This is a genomic window from Hominifimenecus sp. rT4P-3 (assembly GCF_051055405.1).
GTDB lineage: Bacteria > Bacillota > Clostridia > Lachnospirales > Lachnospiraceae > Pseudolachnospira.
The window spans coordinates 54,354-68,977 of record NZ_CP167068.1; the positions used below are offsets into that span (position 1 = coordinate 54,354).

Consider the following 14,624-nt stretch of genomic DNA (forward strand, 5'->3'; position numbering starts at 1 on the left):
AAGTATGGCAGCTATCTATATTAAAGCAGTGGATAAACTGGACCGTGTGTTGGAATGGCTGGTGGGAATCCTATTTATTGCCATGTTTTTAAGCGCGGTGGTTCAAGTGGTCGTTCGGAATTTTACCAGTCTGTCGGTTCCTTGGACGGATGAAGCCTGTCGGTTTATTGTTATGTATCTGGTTTATTTTGGGGCCGCGCTGGCGGCGCGGAACAACAGCATGATCAAAATGGAAATTATGGATACGATTTTTCATTTATCCCCAAAAGCAAAGCAGAAAATGAATTGGTTAATTACGGCGATTTCTACAGTATTTGTAGTCACTACGGTAATCAGTAGTCTGAATATTATTCAAACCAGCGCGGGTATGATTACCAGCGCCCTGCGGATTTCCTGGGCGATTCCCTACGTATCCATTCCCATTGGGTGCGTCTTGCTGATCTTGAATATTCTGGCGAATACGCTGGAAGAGGGGAGGAAAAGCAAATGATTCTATTGATGTTTGCGCTTATGTTTGTTTTGTTTTTCCTGATGGTTCCAGTGGCGGTTTCTTTGGGTCTTGCCAGTACAGTAGCTGCGATTGGTTTAGGTTTTCCCATCGGTAATATCGCGCAAAAATTTTTGATGGGATTAAACTCTTTTACTCTTTTAGCAGTTCCTTTTTTTATTCTGGCAGGAACTTTGATGGCGGAGTCAGGAATTTCTGATCGAATTATTGATTTTGTATCTTCTATGGTAGGGCATTACCGAGGTGGGCTGGCCGTGGTTATGATCTTCACCTGTATGGTATTCGGTGCGCTGACCGGCTCTCCGTCGGCAACGATTTCCGCTATTGGAAGCATCATGATTCCGCATATGGTAAAGAGGGGATATGAAATTCGTTTTACCGCGGCCACGCAAGCAGCGTCTGCCAATTTAGCGGATTTGATCCCGCCAAGCATTGGGATGATTCTCTATGGCGTGGCGACCAATACCAGTATCCGTGATTTGTTTATGGCAGGATTGGTGCCTGGCGTTCTCCTTGGCTGTATTTTTGCCGTATACGCGAATCGGCGTTGTATTCAACTGGGGATTCAAGGCGAGCCAAGGAAGAGTTGGCCGGAACGGTGGAAATGTTTTAAAAAGTCCATTTGGGCACTCTTGATGCCTTGCATCATCCTGGGAGGGATTTACGGAGGATTCTTTACCGCCACCGAGTCGGCTGCCATTGCGGTGCTGTATGCCATCCTTGTCAGCTTGTTTGTCTATCGGACCTTGAATTTGAGAAGTATGTTCCGAGTTTTTATCAAGGCAGGAGTCAATGTAGCGATTATCATGCTGATTCTTTCCACCGCGAATCTATTTGCCTACATTTTGACATACATGCAGATTCCCAATATGGCGGCAGAGTGGTTTGTCTCCATTGCCCATAATAAGTACATTTTCCTGTTGATCGTCAATATCTTCCTGCTGATTGTCGGCATGTTCTTTGATCCAGGGCCGGGGGTGATCATTCTTGCTCCGATTTTAGCGCCAGCCGCTACGGCATTGGGAATTGATATCGTGCATTTCGGCGCGATTATGACGATGAATTTCTGCGTGGGGGCTTGCACGCCGCCCTTTGCAGTAAACCTGTTCGTCTCATCTCAGGTGTCTGGAATTAAATTCGAGGAAATTGTAAAGCCAATCCTACCCTATATTGCGATTATGATCGCAGCGCTGCTGTTGATTTCCTATGTACCGCAGATCAGCTTGTTACTGGTTTGATATAGCCTGTAAGGAACGAGAAGGCTGCAAATGTTATAGTAATCGAAATCACACATCGGCAGTATAAAAGTAGCTGCCGATACAATAGTGTCATTGTCTCTGTACCCGGCTGTGCCAAGGATCGTTCTGACATCCTCGGCGCAGCCTTTGATCTTTGTCGGCGCTTTTCGCAGAATTCTTACTGTCGGATCCATGTAGAGTAGCTATTTGATCATGGAATGGGAAAACTTCCTTGAATTTTATTATGCCATATTACCTTCAATTGACAAGGGCACACACGGTCAGAACAGAGTAAATTTTACTTTCTGCATCGTTAGTTTCACTCAGCGTACGTCCTGTACGCATCGTTCAACTGCCTTGCAGAAAGTAAAATTTATCTCTATCTGACTCTGTGACCTCAAGCGGAGAGAATTTGGGCATCGTCCAGGCATCTGACAGAGGCGTGGACGTACGCCGATGGAAGATAACGCAGAGGATGCCCAAATTATCCCGCTATGAGGCGTGTATGCTCTTGTTAATTGAAGGTAACTTTTTTGCTGGATTTTGGCTATAATAATATTGTATATTAAATTGGCCGTAAGGAATGATGATATGAGCGCATATAAAGGAACGCTTTGATACTCCAACCTTTCTCAAAAATAAATAAAATAAAAATAAATAGTATTGACGGCGATAAAAAATAGATTAATATAGAAAGAGAAAGCCACATTGCAATCTGTGGTTGAATCGGAGGATGTAGAAAAGACACAGAAAGGATGGAAATACAAATATGGACAGGAAAGTTGCGGAACTTCTAAATGAACAGATCAACAAGGAATTTTATTCTGCTTATCTCTATCTAGAATTCGCCAATTACTATGCGGCGGAGGGCTTGGATGGGTTTGAGAACTGGTATAAGGTGCAGGCCCAGGAAGAGCGGGATCACGCGATGCTGTTTTATCAATACCTGCAAAATAGCAGCGAGAAGGTTACCTTGGAAGCCATCGCAAAACCGGATTGCCAGCTGACCGATCACATGGCGCCTTTAAAGGCTGGTTTAAAGCATGAACAGTATGTAACCGAGCTGATCAATACCATCTATGCCGCGGCCTTTGACGTACGGGACTTCCGCACTATGCAGCTTTTGGACTGGTTTGTAAAAGAGCAGGGAGAGGAAGAAAAGAACGCGGCGGATCTGATTACAAAGATGGAACTTTATGGATCGGATGCCAAGGGGCTGTATATGTTAAACAGCGAGCTGGGCGCTAGAGTTTATACTGCGCCGTCATTGGTTCTGTAAAACACATTGAGACTGAACCGTATCATACTTTGACCAATGGAAGAGGAAGCAGTTATTGGTTCGAAAAAGGGGCATCGCACTATGTTTCGTGCGATGCCCCTTTTTCGAAAGTTGTCCCGGATATTCCTTTGAGGAAGGGAACCGGACATTTTTTGACTTACTTCGTCACCGCATCAATCGCCGCCAGGAACGCATCCATGGTCTCGTCGCCGATCTGTTCCCGCACGGTGTCATACACGCTGGAAGCTTTTTCTTTCAGCTGCGCCAGCACTTCGTCGGAGAGATCAATGAACTCCATGCCTTTTTCTTCCAGCTGAGTTTTTAAGGTGCTCTCATAATCTCTGGCGTACTCATAAGCATATTTTTCCGTCAGTTCTCCGCATTCCCGGAAGATGGCCTGATCTTCCTCGGAAAGGCTATCGAAAAATGCGCCGTTGACCATAACCGGGGCGGTGTAGACGATGTGGTTGGTATTGACGATATATTTCTGCACTTCATACAGCTTGGATCCAACGATGGAGTCCAGCGGGTTTTCCTCTGCGTCCACCAGTCCCTGCTGCAGGGCAATGTAGGTTTCCGACCAGGGGAGCGGCGAAGGATTCGCGCCCAACGCAGACCAGTAAGCCGTATGCAGGGAGTTCTCTAGAGTACGGATATTGATGCCTGCAATGTCTTCCGCGCTGTGAACTGGTACGTTGCTGCTCATTTCCCGGAAATAAACCGCACCGAAGGACAGCAGTTCGATGCCCTGTTCCCGCATGATCTCATTGATCTGAGGACGGAATTCGGTTTCCGTGTAAAGCTTGTAGGCGGCCTCGATGCTGGGGACCGCATTGGGAAGATCAATAAAAGCTAACTTCGGAGAATAATAGGAGCCCAGGCAAACACCGGAGAGCTGAACTTCTCCCGCTTTGATCATTTCCACGCTCTCCGTCAGGGAGCCCAGTTCAAAGTTCGGGTGGATTTCTACGGTGTAGCGGCCGCCGGATTTTTCCTCCAACAGTTCCTTAAAATGAACCGCTGTCTCCTGGAGAATCGAAGTGTCGCTGGCTCCATGGACATAGAGCAGCTTTTTGGATTCGCCGGAGGCCGTCGGGGCGTTCGTCTCTTCGGGTGCCTTTGTTTCCGCACCAGCTGTCTGCGTTCCGGATTGAGCCGGAGCTGTTGTGGTATCCTTCCCACTGCCGCAGGCGGTTACGCTTGCCAGCAAAAGGGCGGATAAGAGCCATACCATCAGTTTCTTCATGTTTTTTCCTCCTTTAGAACATTTTATATTATCTTTCCATTGAAAAGAGAAGCCCAGTCAATGGAAGTAAGACCATCCAAGCATGTTGGCGACACGTTGTTATAGAGCCAACGAGAGCGCTGGAATAAAGGTAATGAGCAAAAGGGCAATGATAAAGCAAAGGGTAAAAGGAATACATTTTTTTCCTAGGGATCCAACCGGAACATTGGCCAAAGGGCTTGCCACAAAAAGGTTTAGCCCAAAAGGCGGGGAGACAAAACCGATGGCCAGGTTTACCACCACGATGATGCCAAGGTGAATGATATCAATGTTCAGGGCGGCGGCAATCGGGGACAGCAGAGGCCCAATGATGACAATAGCAGGACCTACGTCGATCAGCATGCCAAGGATCAGCAGAATCAGATTCAACGCAATCAGGAAAGCCGCCCGTGTGGAGAAATTGTTCAAAAGATACTCCGCCAACATCGTGGGAGCGCCAATCAGAGTCAACACGCGGCTGAAGGCGCTGGCCAAAGCAATCAGGGCCAGGATCGGCGCGTAGGAGCGGACCGACTCACCGATTTCGTGCCAAATCTCCCTAGGTTTCAGCGACCGGTAAATAAAAATGGAAACGACCAGAGAGTAAACGACGGAGATACAAGCTGCTTCCGTGGGCGTGACCGCTCCGGAGTAGATACCGCCCAGGATAATGACTGGGGTTAACAGCGCCCAAAAGCCATCCTTTACGACGGAAAGCCGGCCGCGGCCCTTAAGAGCGGCATAGTTGGCGGCAATTTTCGCTTTGTCTTCCCCATGCCGACGGCAGTAAAAGTAGGCGTAGGCCATCAGGCAGAAGGCGATCAGGATACCGGGAATGATACCGGCCACAAACATATCGCCTACGGAAGCGCCAGTTCCCAGGCCCCAGAGGATAAAGGGAATGCTGGGAGGAATGATGACGCCCAGCCCGGATGCGGCGGCAACCACAGCGGCGGTGAACAGTTTTTCATAGCCAAGGGAGGTCAGTACCGGGATTGCCATGGCGCCGACAGCCGCGCATGTGGCGGGGCCGGAGCCGGAGATTGCCCCGTAAAAAAGACAGGTCAAAATGACCGCACAGGGCATGCCGCCGGTTCGTTCTCCCAGGAAGCAAGCGCAAATATCAAAAAGTTTTTTGGAGATACCGCCTTTGGCCATGATTGCTCCGGAAAGGACAAAGAGCGGGATGGCAAGAAGCGGGGTACTGTCAACGCCAGTGATGATAGATCGGATGATGTATGCTTCAGAGGTTAAAAATTCCGGATCTACCAGAGCGGGAACGACCACAGCGGAGCCTAACGCCACGGCAATCGGCACAGAGCAGACCAGAAGAACAATTAATAGGGCAAATACTAGGAGCGTCATAGATTTACCTCCTCCTTTTTACCAGGATTTTTCCAAACGCTGCGGACGATGTCCTGCAATGTGCGGATGACAGCCAGGCCAAAGCAAGCGGTGCCCCAACCGTAGAGCAGATACATGGGAAAGCCCATGGCTGTGCTGACCTGCTTACTGTTCCAGGAGAGTTCTACTGTGCTAAAGGAGTGATAAAACAGATAGCAGTAGAGCCCCAAAGACAGCAGCTGAATTAGAAATTCTAAAACCGCCCGTACCTTTTTTGGCAGAAACTGTACCACGATATCGACGCGAAGCATGATTCGAAACCGGATGCAGTAACTGAGGGAGAGAAGAGTGGAACAGACCAGACAGTACCGGGTAAATTCTTCCGGCCATGTCAAGGCGTGGGACAAGACGTAGCGCATGATTACCTGAAGAAAAATAATGGCGGTGATCAGGATTAAAAAGCCGCCTAACACCGTTTCTTCAAAGCGTTCGTCCAGCCATTTTAACAGCTTTTTCATAGATGGCCTCCTTTTGGTATGATAAAAGAATAAAAAATTTCACAAGGCGAAATTCTGCGCCACGAATGCAGCGTGGGTTTATAGATAATTTCGCCTTTTATCGGGAATTCCGTGTCCTGGGCATAACATGGAAAATTTTAAACTGCGCAGGCAGTCTAATGAGCGGGCAGCCTGTTCCATATCCTCGGTCCACTCCGGATTCGCGCCGGAAAAGCTTCCGCCGGAAAAGGAGAATAGATCTCCGCCAAACAGAACCTGGCGGTAAAGAATACAGACATGGCCGCGGGAATGTCCTGGGGTATCGAAAATCTGAAAATCCCCAACCATGCGGGAAGGCGGATAGAACTCTACACGAGGAAGCTGCAGATGAAATTCTTCGCACATGCGCTGTTTATTGGGAAGGCGTTTCCGCTCCCCGGTTAAATAGACGTTTTCTTCCTGGGAAATCCAGACATTGCAGCCCGTTTTATCCTGAAGCCAGGCGGCATTTCCAATGTGATCCAGATCTCCGTGGGTCAGGAGAATCTGTTTCAGAGAGAGGCGGTGCTGCCCTAACAGGCGGATTTCCTCCAAGATTTCATAGGCAAAGGGCGGAAACCCGGAATCAATGAGGGTAATTCCGTCTGCTTCTAATACGGCATACACCATGGAATCGCATTCCCGGTCGTGATAGAGAACCTTTTTTCTAGTACATTCCAACATATAAATATTTTCTTTGATTTTCATATTTTTACCAATAAGTCCCATTAAAGTCTGCGAAGTTATTTCGTTAAATATACCTGTGTTCTCCATAAAATATTAGGGAGAAAATTTTAACGATAGAGCAAAATTGTGGTTAAACCAGAATGTAAAAATGTTTTACTTATTGAAAATGTTATCATAAAAATTCTTGGCTGTATATCGAAGATATCGTTGAGATCATAATGTAAAAATGAGGTTTTTTCGGGGTTTTCATAGTTCATTATTAATATCTTGTTATGGCTTGCCAGAAAAAAGAAACCATGTTAGGATGAGGATACCTTCAATTAACAAGAGCATACACGCCTCATAGCGGGATAATTTGGGCATCCTCTGCGTTATCTTCCATCGGCGTACGTCCAGTACGCCTCTGTCCTGGCCGTGTGTGCCCTTGTCAATTGAAGGTACCTTCCATTGATAAGGGTGTGTATGCTTTTATCAATGGAAAATAAAAATGAAGAGCAAAGAGGAATCTTGATGCGAAAGATATATATGGAAGGGGAAAAAAATGAGATCTTCGCGGGTGGAGATCTTCCGAACATTTCATTTATCAGTCATGTATGTGACAACCCGGACTGGACGATTGCGCCGGTGAAGCATAACGAATGGTGCGAGGTTCTCTACATCAATCGGGGGAAAGCTTACTACACCATTGATACCAAGTCCTATACGGTCAGCCAGGGGGACATTGTGATTTTAAACGCCGGTGTTGTACATGCCGCCTGTTCGGACCGGGAGGAGCCAGTGGAGCGTTGGTCTTGTGCGTTTCGAAAGCTGCAGCTAAAAAACCGGGAATTCAATCAGATTATCCCGGATTATCTATCTCCGGTCATCCCGGTAGGAAAGGCAGGGGATTCTATTGATAGTTGTTTTCGGTTGATTCTGGACGCCTGTACGTCCCCAAGTAAGAATACGTATAATATTTGTCAACATGCTATCTGTACGATTCTTTCCTTTGTGGATGATCGAATTGGGGATCTTCCGGAGACCGCGAGGGAGGATTCGGCCAGCAATCTGGCAAGGGAGATCATCCACTATATTGATAATCATTATGCGCTTCCGTTAACCTTGGAAAGTTTGGCGAGGGAGTTCTTTATCAGCACGGATTACCTAAGTCATATTATCAAGATGGAGGTAGGAATCTCGCCGATCAATTACCTGATCAATCGAAGGATCGGCGAATCTCAGCATTTGCTCCTGTCAACGATGCTGCCCATCGGTACCATTGCGGAGATGGTGGGATATCCCAATATCAATCATTTTTCCAGCGCATTTAAAAAGCGAATTGGGATTGCGCCGGGTCAGTTCCGCCAGCAGTTTCATATTGCGTCAATTCCGGAAGGAACAAAAAACGGAGGAAAGGGAAGATGATTCCCGTGTAAGCGTCTTATGGACTGCTTAAGCATCTTTGCTTTTTAAATCGTAATAAAAAATATACTGTTGGAGGATACCGGCAAAACCGGGAAAGGATTCATAAGGGAAACCGTCCGGGTAGTGCCGCTCTAAAACCTGGCGGATATGAGTGTCGATGGGGAATGCCTCTAAATGATGCAGCCCAAACAGGCAGATACAGTCCGCCACCTTTGTTCCAACGCCGGGGAGCTTCATCAGCGCCTCTTTGGCCTCCGGATAGTGCATCCCATGGAGGCTGTCCCAGGGGATTTCGCGGTTTTGGACAAGATGAGCGGTGTCCCGGATGTAGCGGCTCCGGTAGCCCAGGTTGCAGGCGCGCAAATCCTCTTCGCTGGCAGCTGCCAATGCGGCGGCGGTAGGAAAATCATAGTAAGCAGTCCCGTTGGGGCTGCTTTTCTTTTCCCCGTAACGCTCGCAGAGCGTGTGAATACATTTTCGGATTCGTTTGATATTGTTTTGCTGAGAGATAATAAAAGAGATCGTCATCTCCCAGAGATCCTGGCGGAGAATGCGGATTCCCTTTCCAAAAGCCGCGGCTTCGCAAAGATAAGGCCCTCCGGCGGAAGCGAAGCTAAGGTAGCTTTGATAGTCTGTGTCAAGATCAAAATAATTTTTCCAAATTTCCTCGAATTCTTCCTGTGAGCAGAAAAAGGTGACGGCATCATCGATCTGCTCGATTTCCAGATAGCGTCCGAGAGCGGTCAGGCAATAGCGTCCGTTTTCCAGGGGACGCAGACGAAAGCACTGGCCGGATTCGCAGATTTGATCGATGGAAAAAAGAGTATTTTCTATGGTTATCATCGGTAGTCTCCTATGTTGGGATCGGTAAGGGTTCTGGAATTTTTATCGTAAACGAAGTTAGGGGAAAAAGCAAGAGAAACGAGATAGAAAATGCGGAAACTTGGATGCCGCTAGGCATGGAAAGGTAACGTGTAAATTTGGGAATAAAAGGGAATAATACCATCATATCACAGTCTATAAAAGGCAAAAGGAGTAGACGTATGTTTGCAGCATTGGAAGAAAAAGAGATGGTACGATTTTTATGCAGATTTTCCGACCAGCCGTTTCTGGTACGATTTCGGGATCGGGAGTATCCGGTGGGAGACGGAAAACCGACGTTTATTGTGAATTTTAAAAAAGCAGTCCCCCTGTCAAAGCTTCTTACCAGCACGTCTTTGGCTTTGGGAGAAGCTTATATGGAAGGGAACTTGGATATTGAGGGAAATCTTTATGAGGCGTTGGATCATTTTTTGGGGCAGATGGATCGATTTTCCTCTGACAAAAAAGCGTTAAAACGATTGGTTCATACCTCCTTATCCAAAAAGAACCAGGAGCAGGAAGTGACCAGCCACTATGATATTGGAAATGATTTCTACCGGCTGTGGCTGGATGAAACCATGAGTTATTCCTGCGCTTATTTTGAAAAGGAAGAAGATACCTTATATCAGGCCCAGGTAAACAAGGTACACTATATTCTTCAGAAATTATATCTCAAAGAGGGCATGACTCTTTTGGACATTGGGTGCGGTTGGGGATTTTTGCTGATCGAAGCGGCGAAAAAGTATAAAATTCATGGAACAGGTATTACGCTCAGCAGAGAGCAGGAGGAGGAATTTCAGAGGAGAATTCAGGAGGAAGGGCTTCAGGATTATCTAGAGGTAAAGCGGATGGATTACCGAGATCTTCCAGAGCTTGGAAAGCAGTTTGACCGTGTGGTCAGCGTTGGAATGCTGGAACATGTGGGAAGAGAAAATTATCCTGTTTTTGTTGAGTGTGCAAGTCAGGTGCTTTGCGGCGGAGGCCTGCTCCTTTTGCATTTCATCAGCGCTCGGAAGGAGTTTTCCGGGGACCCGTGGACAAAAAAATATATTTTTCCGGGAGGAATGATTCCCAGCCTGCGGGAGATGATTTCCTTTTTGGCGGAAAAAGAGTTTCATGTGTTGGATGTGGAGAATCTCAGGCTTCATTATAACCGGACGCTTTTGTGCTGGGAGAAGAATTTTCGGGAGCAGGCCGATAAAGTACAGGAAATGTTTGACGAGCACTTTGTACGGATGTGGGATCTCTATCTTTCGTCGTGTGCAGCAACGTTTCACAATGGAATTATCGACCTTCACCAAGTGCTTGCTACCAAGGGTATCAATAATGACCTCCCGATGGTTCGCTGGTATGGATCTCCCCTTCGTTGATAAGAATGGACGAGAGCCCTGGACAATGCTTTCTGTTTAAAGAATCCTTCCAGCAAGAAAAATGCTGGCCGCCACGCCGGCAAAGGTGGCCAGCAGGGCTCCGGCTAATGTGTAGCGGGTCTTTTTTACTTTGGCAGCGATAAAATAGACGCTCATCGTGTAGAAAATCGTCTCCGTACAGCTCATGAGAATTGAGGCCGCCATCCCGATGGGGGAATCCGGCCCATAATTGGAAAAGATATCGGTGACAAGTCCATTGGCGGCGGAGGAGGAAAAAATCCGGACCAGGATGAGCGGCACCAACGTGCCTGGAATATGCAGGAGTTCCGTCAAACCCGACAGGCAGTTAGCGATCAGATCGAGAAGCCCGGAGGCGCGTAGAACGCTGACGGCTGTGAGAAGTCCAACCAGCGTTGGCGCGATCTCGACTACGGTTTTCAGCCCTTTTTTGGCTCCATGAACAAAATCGTCGTAGACGGGGCGGTTTTGTGATAGTCCATAGGAGACGACGTAAAAGATGACTAAAGGCAGGATTAAATCGGAAAGATAAAGGAGAATTTTCATCAAAATACCTTTTGAAAGCTGCTTGTTACTATTTTATGTCTAAAGAAAGACAGACAGACCCCAAATGCAGGGGAGGATATAAAAAGAAGAGAAAAAGGATGAAATAAAAAAGGAATACGGTAAAAGTTTGGATTCCAATGAATGGAAATCCATGTTAACAGCATACCTTGAAAGGAAATCTACTTTCGAGGCAAACAATGATTCTTCATGTGGTAAACCGCGGAGAGACGCTGGCTTCCATTGCCGCTTCCTATGGCGTATCCGAAGCCAGGCTTCAGTATGACAATCAGTTAGATGATCCGGCGCAGCTGGTACCTGGTCAGGCGCTGCTTATTTTGCTGCCGGAAGCGGTTTATACCGTTCAGCCTGGCGACACAATTTATGGGATTGCTCAAAGTCAGGGAATTTCAGTGAAACAGCTTGTGCGGAATAATTCATGGCTGCTTGGTCAGGAAACGCTGGTTGCCGGAGAAACACTGGTCATCCGGTATGAAGGGGAGCCTTCAGTAAATTTGAGATTAACCGGGTATGCCTATCCGTTTACAAGAACGTCTACTTTGCAAGAGGCGTTGCTGGAAATCCAAGAGCTTTTGATCTTCTCGTATGGTTTTACCGTGGAAGGCGCCTTGATCCCCCCACTAAATGAAACGGCAATCCGCGAACAGGCAAGGGAATTTGGCGTGGATACGATTCTAGTGCTGACTCCTTTTGGGGAGGATGGGCAGTTTAACAATAACTTGGTCAAGGTATTGGTGGAAGATCAAGCAGTCCAGGACCGGGTGATTGCAGAACTGCGGCAAAATGCGTTAGAAAAGGGATACCGGGGAATCGACGTGGATTTTGAGTTTATCCTGGCGGAAAACCGAGTGGAATATGCTGTTTTTGTGGAGCGGCTGCGTCAAGCGGTCAGCCCAGATGGACTGACGGTATCGGTGGCGTTAGCCCCGAAGGTCTCCGCCGACCAGCCGGGACTTCTATATGAGGGGGTCGATTACCAGTTGCTGGGAGAGGCCGCAGACCGGGTGTTTTTGATGACATATGAGTGGGGATATACATATGGATTTACAGGTCAATGGTAATAATGCGAGGGTACAAATCCAGGGAGAAGTTAGCGTTTTCCCGGTTTCCTTTTCGGTTTGGTTCTGTTTTCTCATATTCGGCACGTTCTAAAACTTTTTTCAACAGTTCATTTTTGGCGGCTGCGTCTTCAATTCCTTCATAGGCTTCCATAATTTCTTTCGCTGCTGGCGCAAAGGCTTTTTGCGCTTCTTCGGCAGCGTACAGATTGGATAATTTCCGATCGAGCTCCTCCAGGTCCTTTTTCAGTTCGAATTCCTTTCGGGAAAGCAATTCCAAGCGCCCTTGGAAAATCTCAACGGTATAGATGCCTTTTTCCAGAAAATCATAGGCGTTATTTTTTTGGTCGTTTAAACCCTTTAACTCGCCTTGGAGTTTGGAAACATTAGACTTTAGGAGTCCGACCTGGGGGAGCTCCGGATGTTGACTTGTGGCGCAGTCCATCTCATATTTTTCCAACCAGCTGCGGAGGGAAGAAATGAGGACTTCTTCCACCAAATAAAGAGGAGAAGAAATGTTATTGCAGTAGCGGTTGGGGCATTTCAGGGCGGCATAAGGTGTTTTTGTGGATGGCGCAAGGCGTGTCATCAGCGCACCGCATTTTTTGCAGTAAATAAGACCGGCCAAAGGATTTTGCAGATTCGCCGGTGTGGAAATCGGATTGCGATTATGTTGTTTCATGATTTGCTGTACTCTTTCAAAGGTTTCTTCGGTGATGATAGCTGGATGTATTCCGTCTACGTAAATGCAGTCCGTTGACGGGGTACGGATTTTTTTCAGCTGTCCGTCTACATATTTTTTGATTTCTTTTCGATAAGACCACCGGAGCTTTCCGGCATATACAGGATTTTGTAAAATATCGCTGATACTGGCGCGGGACCAGGTATCCCGGCGCATAGGAGGAATTCGCATTTCGTCGAGTTTACGGGCGATGGAGGTCATTCCCATACGCGTCCCTTCGCAACCGTCGACATACCAGCGGAAAATCAAGCGAATCACATCAGCTCGCTCCGGGTCAATTTCCAGGGTATAGCCTTTGTCGTTGGGGATTTTGACCTTTTTGTATCCGTAGGGCGCAACGCTGGACAGAAACTTTCCTTCTTTGGCGGACGCGACTCGTCCCCGCTGAATGCGGCGATTGATGGTCTTGTACTCTCTGCGGCTCATAAAAAGACCGAACTCGAAATACTCTTCGTCAAATTCGTTGTTCGGGTCATATGTCTTTGTTGGAGTGATGATCTTGGTATTCCCAATTTTAAATGCTTCGGAGACGATGCCTTGATCTTTGGTATCTCCACGGGCGAGACGCTCTACCTCCATAACTAACACTCCAGCCCAGCGGCCAGACATCACTTCCGTGATTAGCTGCTGCATTTTGGGGCGTTCGGAAATAGTCTCTCCGGAAACAATCTCTTTATAGATAGCGGTTACATTCAGGTGGTGTTTCCTGGCAAATTCGGACAAGGCTTTTTCGTGCCTGGCCAAAGTTTCTCCTTCGCCGCGGGCTTCCAGTTCAACGTCTGCCCGGCTTTTGCGGAGATAGATCAGATATTCTTCGATGGATATCATCCTTCCTGGTATGAGTAGTAGTGATGGAAATATTTTCAATAAATCGTTTGGGTTAACGTAGAGGCTAGCTCTTTTTTTGTTCGATTCTGTTTTGAATATCTTGTTTCAATTTATCAGCGGCATTGCTGGACGTTAATGAGTGCAGCTGATAATAAGCAATACTTCGCAATTTCTGAACACGCTCATTTGCTGGGAGCTTTTGGCGGATTAGATCTGCATTCATACTTTCAAGATTTACTAAAACAATGAGCTGTTCTACACTGGCAAAATCCCGTATATTTAATTTTTTATGTCCAGTTTCTTCCCGCCACTGTTTCGCTGTTTTACCAAAAAGCGCGACATTGAGAATATCGGCTTCTGTGGCATAGGTATAGTTTTGTTCCTGCTTTGTTAGCTCAGGCGTAATGAGAAATTCTTTTATAGCGTCTGTATGAATTCGATAATTAATTTTTGATAATTCCCGCTTTGTATCCCAACCCAATTCGAGGCGTCGGGATTCCTCTGTTTTAAGCCGTTGGTAGTCTTTGATTAAGTATAATTTGAATTCCGGCGATATCCATGAAGCAAATTCAAAGGCTATATCAGAATGTGCATAAGTACCGCCATAACGTCCAGCTTGTGAAGTGATGCCAATCGCGGACATTCGTTCAATCCACTGCTTTGGGGTCATAATTAAGCGGCCAGGCTCACTTCTAACCGTCTGGAATTCCAGACGGTTAAAATTTGGGTTGTATAGGGTTTCCCACGTTGCCAGGAAATCTATGGTAGAATAAGAACTCATCCAGTTGGATATCACGATTCTGGGTTCATCCGGATCTTTTCTTTTGGCAATATCGGTCAGAGAAATATAGTCGCTGGTATTTTCTTGATTCATAATGACGGATATTTCTATACCATTTGCATTTAATTTCATGCGCTTCTCC

The 14,624-nt window shown here is 46.9% G+C and carries 14 protein-coding genes; 6 read left to right on the forward strand and 8 right to left on the reverse strand.

Annotated features, from left to right (window positions below; genetic code table 11):
- Positions 1 to 4 precede the first annotated feature (4 nt).
- The 3 genes from ACCC71_RS00265 to ACCC71_RS00275 all read left to right on the forward strand — a co-directional run bounded on the left by ACCC71_RS00265 (position 5) and on the right by ACCC71_RS00275 (position 3,025).
- Positions 5 to 490, forward strand: a complete 486-nt coding sequence (locus ACCC71_RS00265; protein ID WP_434310456.1) for a TRAP transporter small permease — start codon at positions 5 to 7, stop codon at positions 488 to 490.
- Entirely contained in the window at positions 487 to 1,746 is a 1,260-nt protein-coding gene (locus tag ACCC71_RS00270; protein ID WP_434310457.1) for a TRAP transporter large permease, read from the forward strand. The genes ACCC71_RS00265 and ACCC71_RS00270 overlap by 4 nt, the downstream gene beginning before the upstream one ends.
- Positions 1,747 to 2,515: 769 nt before the next feature.
- Complete coding sequence (locus tag ACCC71_RS00275) at positions 2,516 to 3,025, forward strand: ferritin (protein ID WP_434310458.1); 510 nt, start codon at positions 2,516 to 2,518, stop codon at positions 3,023 to 3,025.
- Positions 3,026 to 3,182: 157 nt separating this feature from the next.
- Here the strand turns inward: ACCC71_RS00275 and ACCC71_RS00280 are convergent, their stop codons facing one another.
- The 4 genes from ACCC71_RS00280 to ACCC71_RS00295 all read right to left on the reverse strand — a co-directional run bounded on the left by ACCC71_RS00280 (position 3,183) and on the right by ACCC71_RS00295 (position 6,877).
- Positions 3,183 to 4,271, reverse strand: a complete 1,089-nt coding sequence (locus ACCC71_RS00280) for a TRAP transporter substrate-binding protein (protein ID WP_434310459.1) — start codon at positions 4,269 to 4,271, stop codon at positions 3,183 to 3,185.
- Between the two features lie 99 nt (positions 4,272 to 4,370).
- Positions 4,371 to 5,654, reverse strand: coding sequence for a TRAP transporter large permease (locus ACCC71_RS00285; protein ID WP_434310460.1), 1,284 nt, complete (start codon positions 5,652 to 5,654; stop codon positions 4,371 to 4,373).
- Complete coding sequence (locus ACCC71_RS00290; protein WP_434310461.1) at positions 5,651 to 6,151, reverse strand: TRAP transporter small permease; 501 nt, start codon at positions 6,149 to 6,151, stop codon at positions 5,651 to 5,653. The genes ACCC71_RS00285 and ACCC71_RS00290 overlap by 4 nt, the downstream gene beginning before the upstream one ends.
- Before the next feature lie 78 nt (positions 6,152 to 6,229).
- Entirely contained in the window at positions 6,230 to 6,877 is a 648-nt protein-coding gene (locus ACCC71_RS00295) for an MBL fold metallo-hydrolase (RefSeq protein ID WP_434310462.1), read from the reverse strand.
- Positions 6,878 to 7,366: 489 nt separating this feature from the next.
- On the opposite strand from ACCC71_RS00295, the gene ACCC71_RS00300 reads away from it, so the two are divergent.
- Positions 7,367 to 8,260, forward strand: a complete 894-nt coding sequence (locus tag ACCC71_RS00300; protein WP_434310463.1) for a helix-turn-helix domain-containing protein — start codon at positions 7,367 to 7,369, stop codon at positions 8,258 to 8,260.
- A gap of 27 nt (positions 8,261 to 8,287) precedes the next feature.
- On the opposite strand, the gene ACCC71_RS00305 is transcribed toward ACCC71_RS00300, so the two are convergent.
- Positions 8,288 to 9,103: a DNA-3-methyladenine glycosylase family protein gene (locus ACCC71_RS00305; RefSeq protein WP_434310464.1), complete on the reverse strand. Its 816-nt coding sequence runs from the start codon at positions 9,101 to 9,103 to the stop codon at positions 8,288 to 8,290.
- A 200-nt stretch (positions 9,104 to 9,303) separates the two neighbouring features.
- Between ACCC71_RS00305 and ACCC71_RS00310 the strand changes: the two genes are divergently transcribed.
- Positions 9,304 to 10,491, forward strand: coding sequence for a class I SAM-dependent methyltransferase (locus tag ACCC71_RS00310; protein WP_434310465.1), 1,188 nt, complete (start codon positions 9,304 to 9,306; stop codon positions 10,489 to 10,491).
- Between the two features lie 36 nt (positions 10,492 to 10,527).
- On the opposite strand, the gene ACCC71_RS00315 is transcribed toward ACCC71_RS00310, so the two are convergent.
- The gene (locus ACCC71_RS00315) at positions 10,528 to 11,055 is read right to left on the reverse strand and encodes a spore maturation protein (RefSeq protein WP_434310466.1); all 528 of its coding nucleotides are present in this window, start codon (positions 11,053 to 11,055) and stop codon (positions 10,528 to 10,530) included.
- A 197-nt stretch (positions 11,056 to 11,252) separates the two neighbouring features.
- Between ACCC71_RS00315 and ACCC71_RS00320 the strand changes: the two genes are divergently transcribed.
- On the forward strand, positions 11,253 to 12,134 hold the full coding sequence (locus ACCC71_RS00320) for a LysM peptidoglycan-binding domain-containing protein (protein ID WP_434310467.1): 882 nt from the start codon (positions 11,253 to 11,255) through the stop codon (positions 12,132 to 12,134).
- On the opposite strand, the gene ACCC71_RS00325 is transcribed toward ACCC71_RS00320, so the two are convergent.
- Together ACCC71_RS00325 and ACCC71_RS00330 are read right to left on the reverse strand one after the other, a co-directional pair.
- Positions 12,118 to 13,701, reverse strand: coding sequence for a recombinase family protein (locus ACCC71_RS00325; protein ID WP_434310468.1), 1,584 nt, complete (start codon positions 13,699 to 13,701; stop codon positions 12,118 to 12,120). The two genes, ACCC71_RS00320 and ACCC71_RS00325, sit on opposite strands and share 17 nt — an antisense overlap.
- Before the next feature lie 64 nt (positions 13,702 to 13,765).
- Positions 13,766 to 14,614 carry a KilA-N domain-containing protein gene (locus tag ACCC71_RS00330; RefSeq protein ID WP_434310469.1) on the reverse strand — a complete coding sequence of 283 codons (849 nt, stop codon included), beginning with the start codon at positions 14,612 to 14,614 and terminating at the stop codon, positions 13,766 to 13,768.
- Positions 14,615 to 14,624: the final 10 nt, after the last annotated feature.

Bases quoted from the DNA above. Each gene is read 5' to 3' on its own strand.
- ACCC71_RS00300 (WP_434310463.1), top strand. From the start codon at position 7,367: ATGCGAAAGATATATATGGAAGGGGAAAAAAATGAGATCTTCGCGGGT.
- ACCC71_RS00325 (WP_434310468.1), bottom strand. From the start codon at position 13,701: ATGATATCCATCGAAGAATATCTGATCTATCTCCGCAAAAGCCGGGCA.
- ACCC71_RS00305 (WP_434310464.1), bottom strand. From the start codon at position 9,103: ATGATAACCATAGAAAATACTCTTTTTTCCATCGATCAAATCTGCGAA.
- ACCC71_RS00280 (WP_434310459.1), bottom strand. From the start codon at position 4,271: ATGAAGAAACTGATGGTATGGCTCTTATCCGCCCTTTTGCTGGCAAGC.
- ACCC71_RS00310 (WP_434310465.1), top strand. From the start codon at position 9,304: ATGTTTGCAGCATTGGAAGAAAAAGAGATGGTACGATTTTTATGCAGA.
- ACCC71_RS00270 (WP_434310457.1), top strand. From the start codon at position 487: ATGATTCTATTGATGTTTGCGCTTATGTTTGTTTTGTTTTTCCTGATG.
- ACCC71_RS00320 (WP_434310467.1), top strand. From the start codon at position 11,253: ATGATTCTTCATGTGGTAAACCGCGGAGAGACGCTGGCTTCCATTGCC.
- ACCC71_RS00265 (WP_434310456.1), top strand. From the start codon at position 5: ATGGCAGCTATCTATATTAAAGCAGTGGATAAACTGGACCGTGTGTTG.
- ACCC71_RS00275 (WP_434310458.1), top strand. From the start codon at position 2,516: ATGGACAGGAAAGTTGCGGAACTTCTAAATGAACAGATCAACAAGGAA.
- ACCC71_RS00285 (WP_434310460.1), bottom strand. From the start codon at position 5,654: ATGACGCTCCTAGTATTTGCCCTATTAATTGTTCTTCTGGTCTGCTCT.
- ACCC71_RS00315 (WP_434310466.1), bottom strand. From the start codon at position 11,055: ATGAAAATTCTCCTTTATCTTTCCGATTTAATCCTGCCTTTAGTCATC.
- ACCC71_RS00290 (WP_434310461.1), bottom strand. From the start codon at position 6,151: ATGAAAAAGCTGTTAAAATGGCTGGACGAACGCTTTGAAGAAACGGTG.
- ACCC71_RS00295 (WP_434310462.1), bottom strand. From the start codon at position 6,877: ATGAAAATCAAAGAAAATATTTATATGTTGGAATGTACTAGAAAAAAG.
- ACCC71_RS00330 (WP_434310469.1), bottom strand. From the start codon at position 14,614: ATGAAATTAAATGCAAATGGTATAGAAATATCCGTCATTATGAATCAA.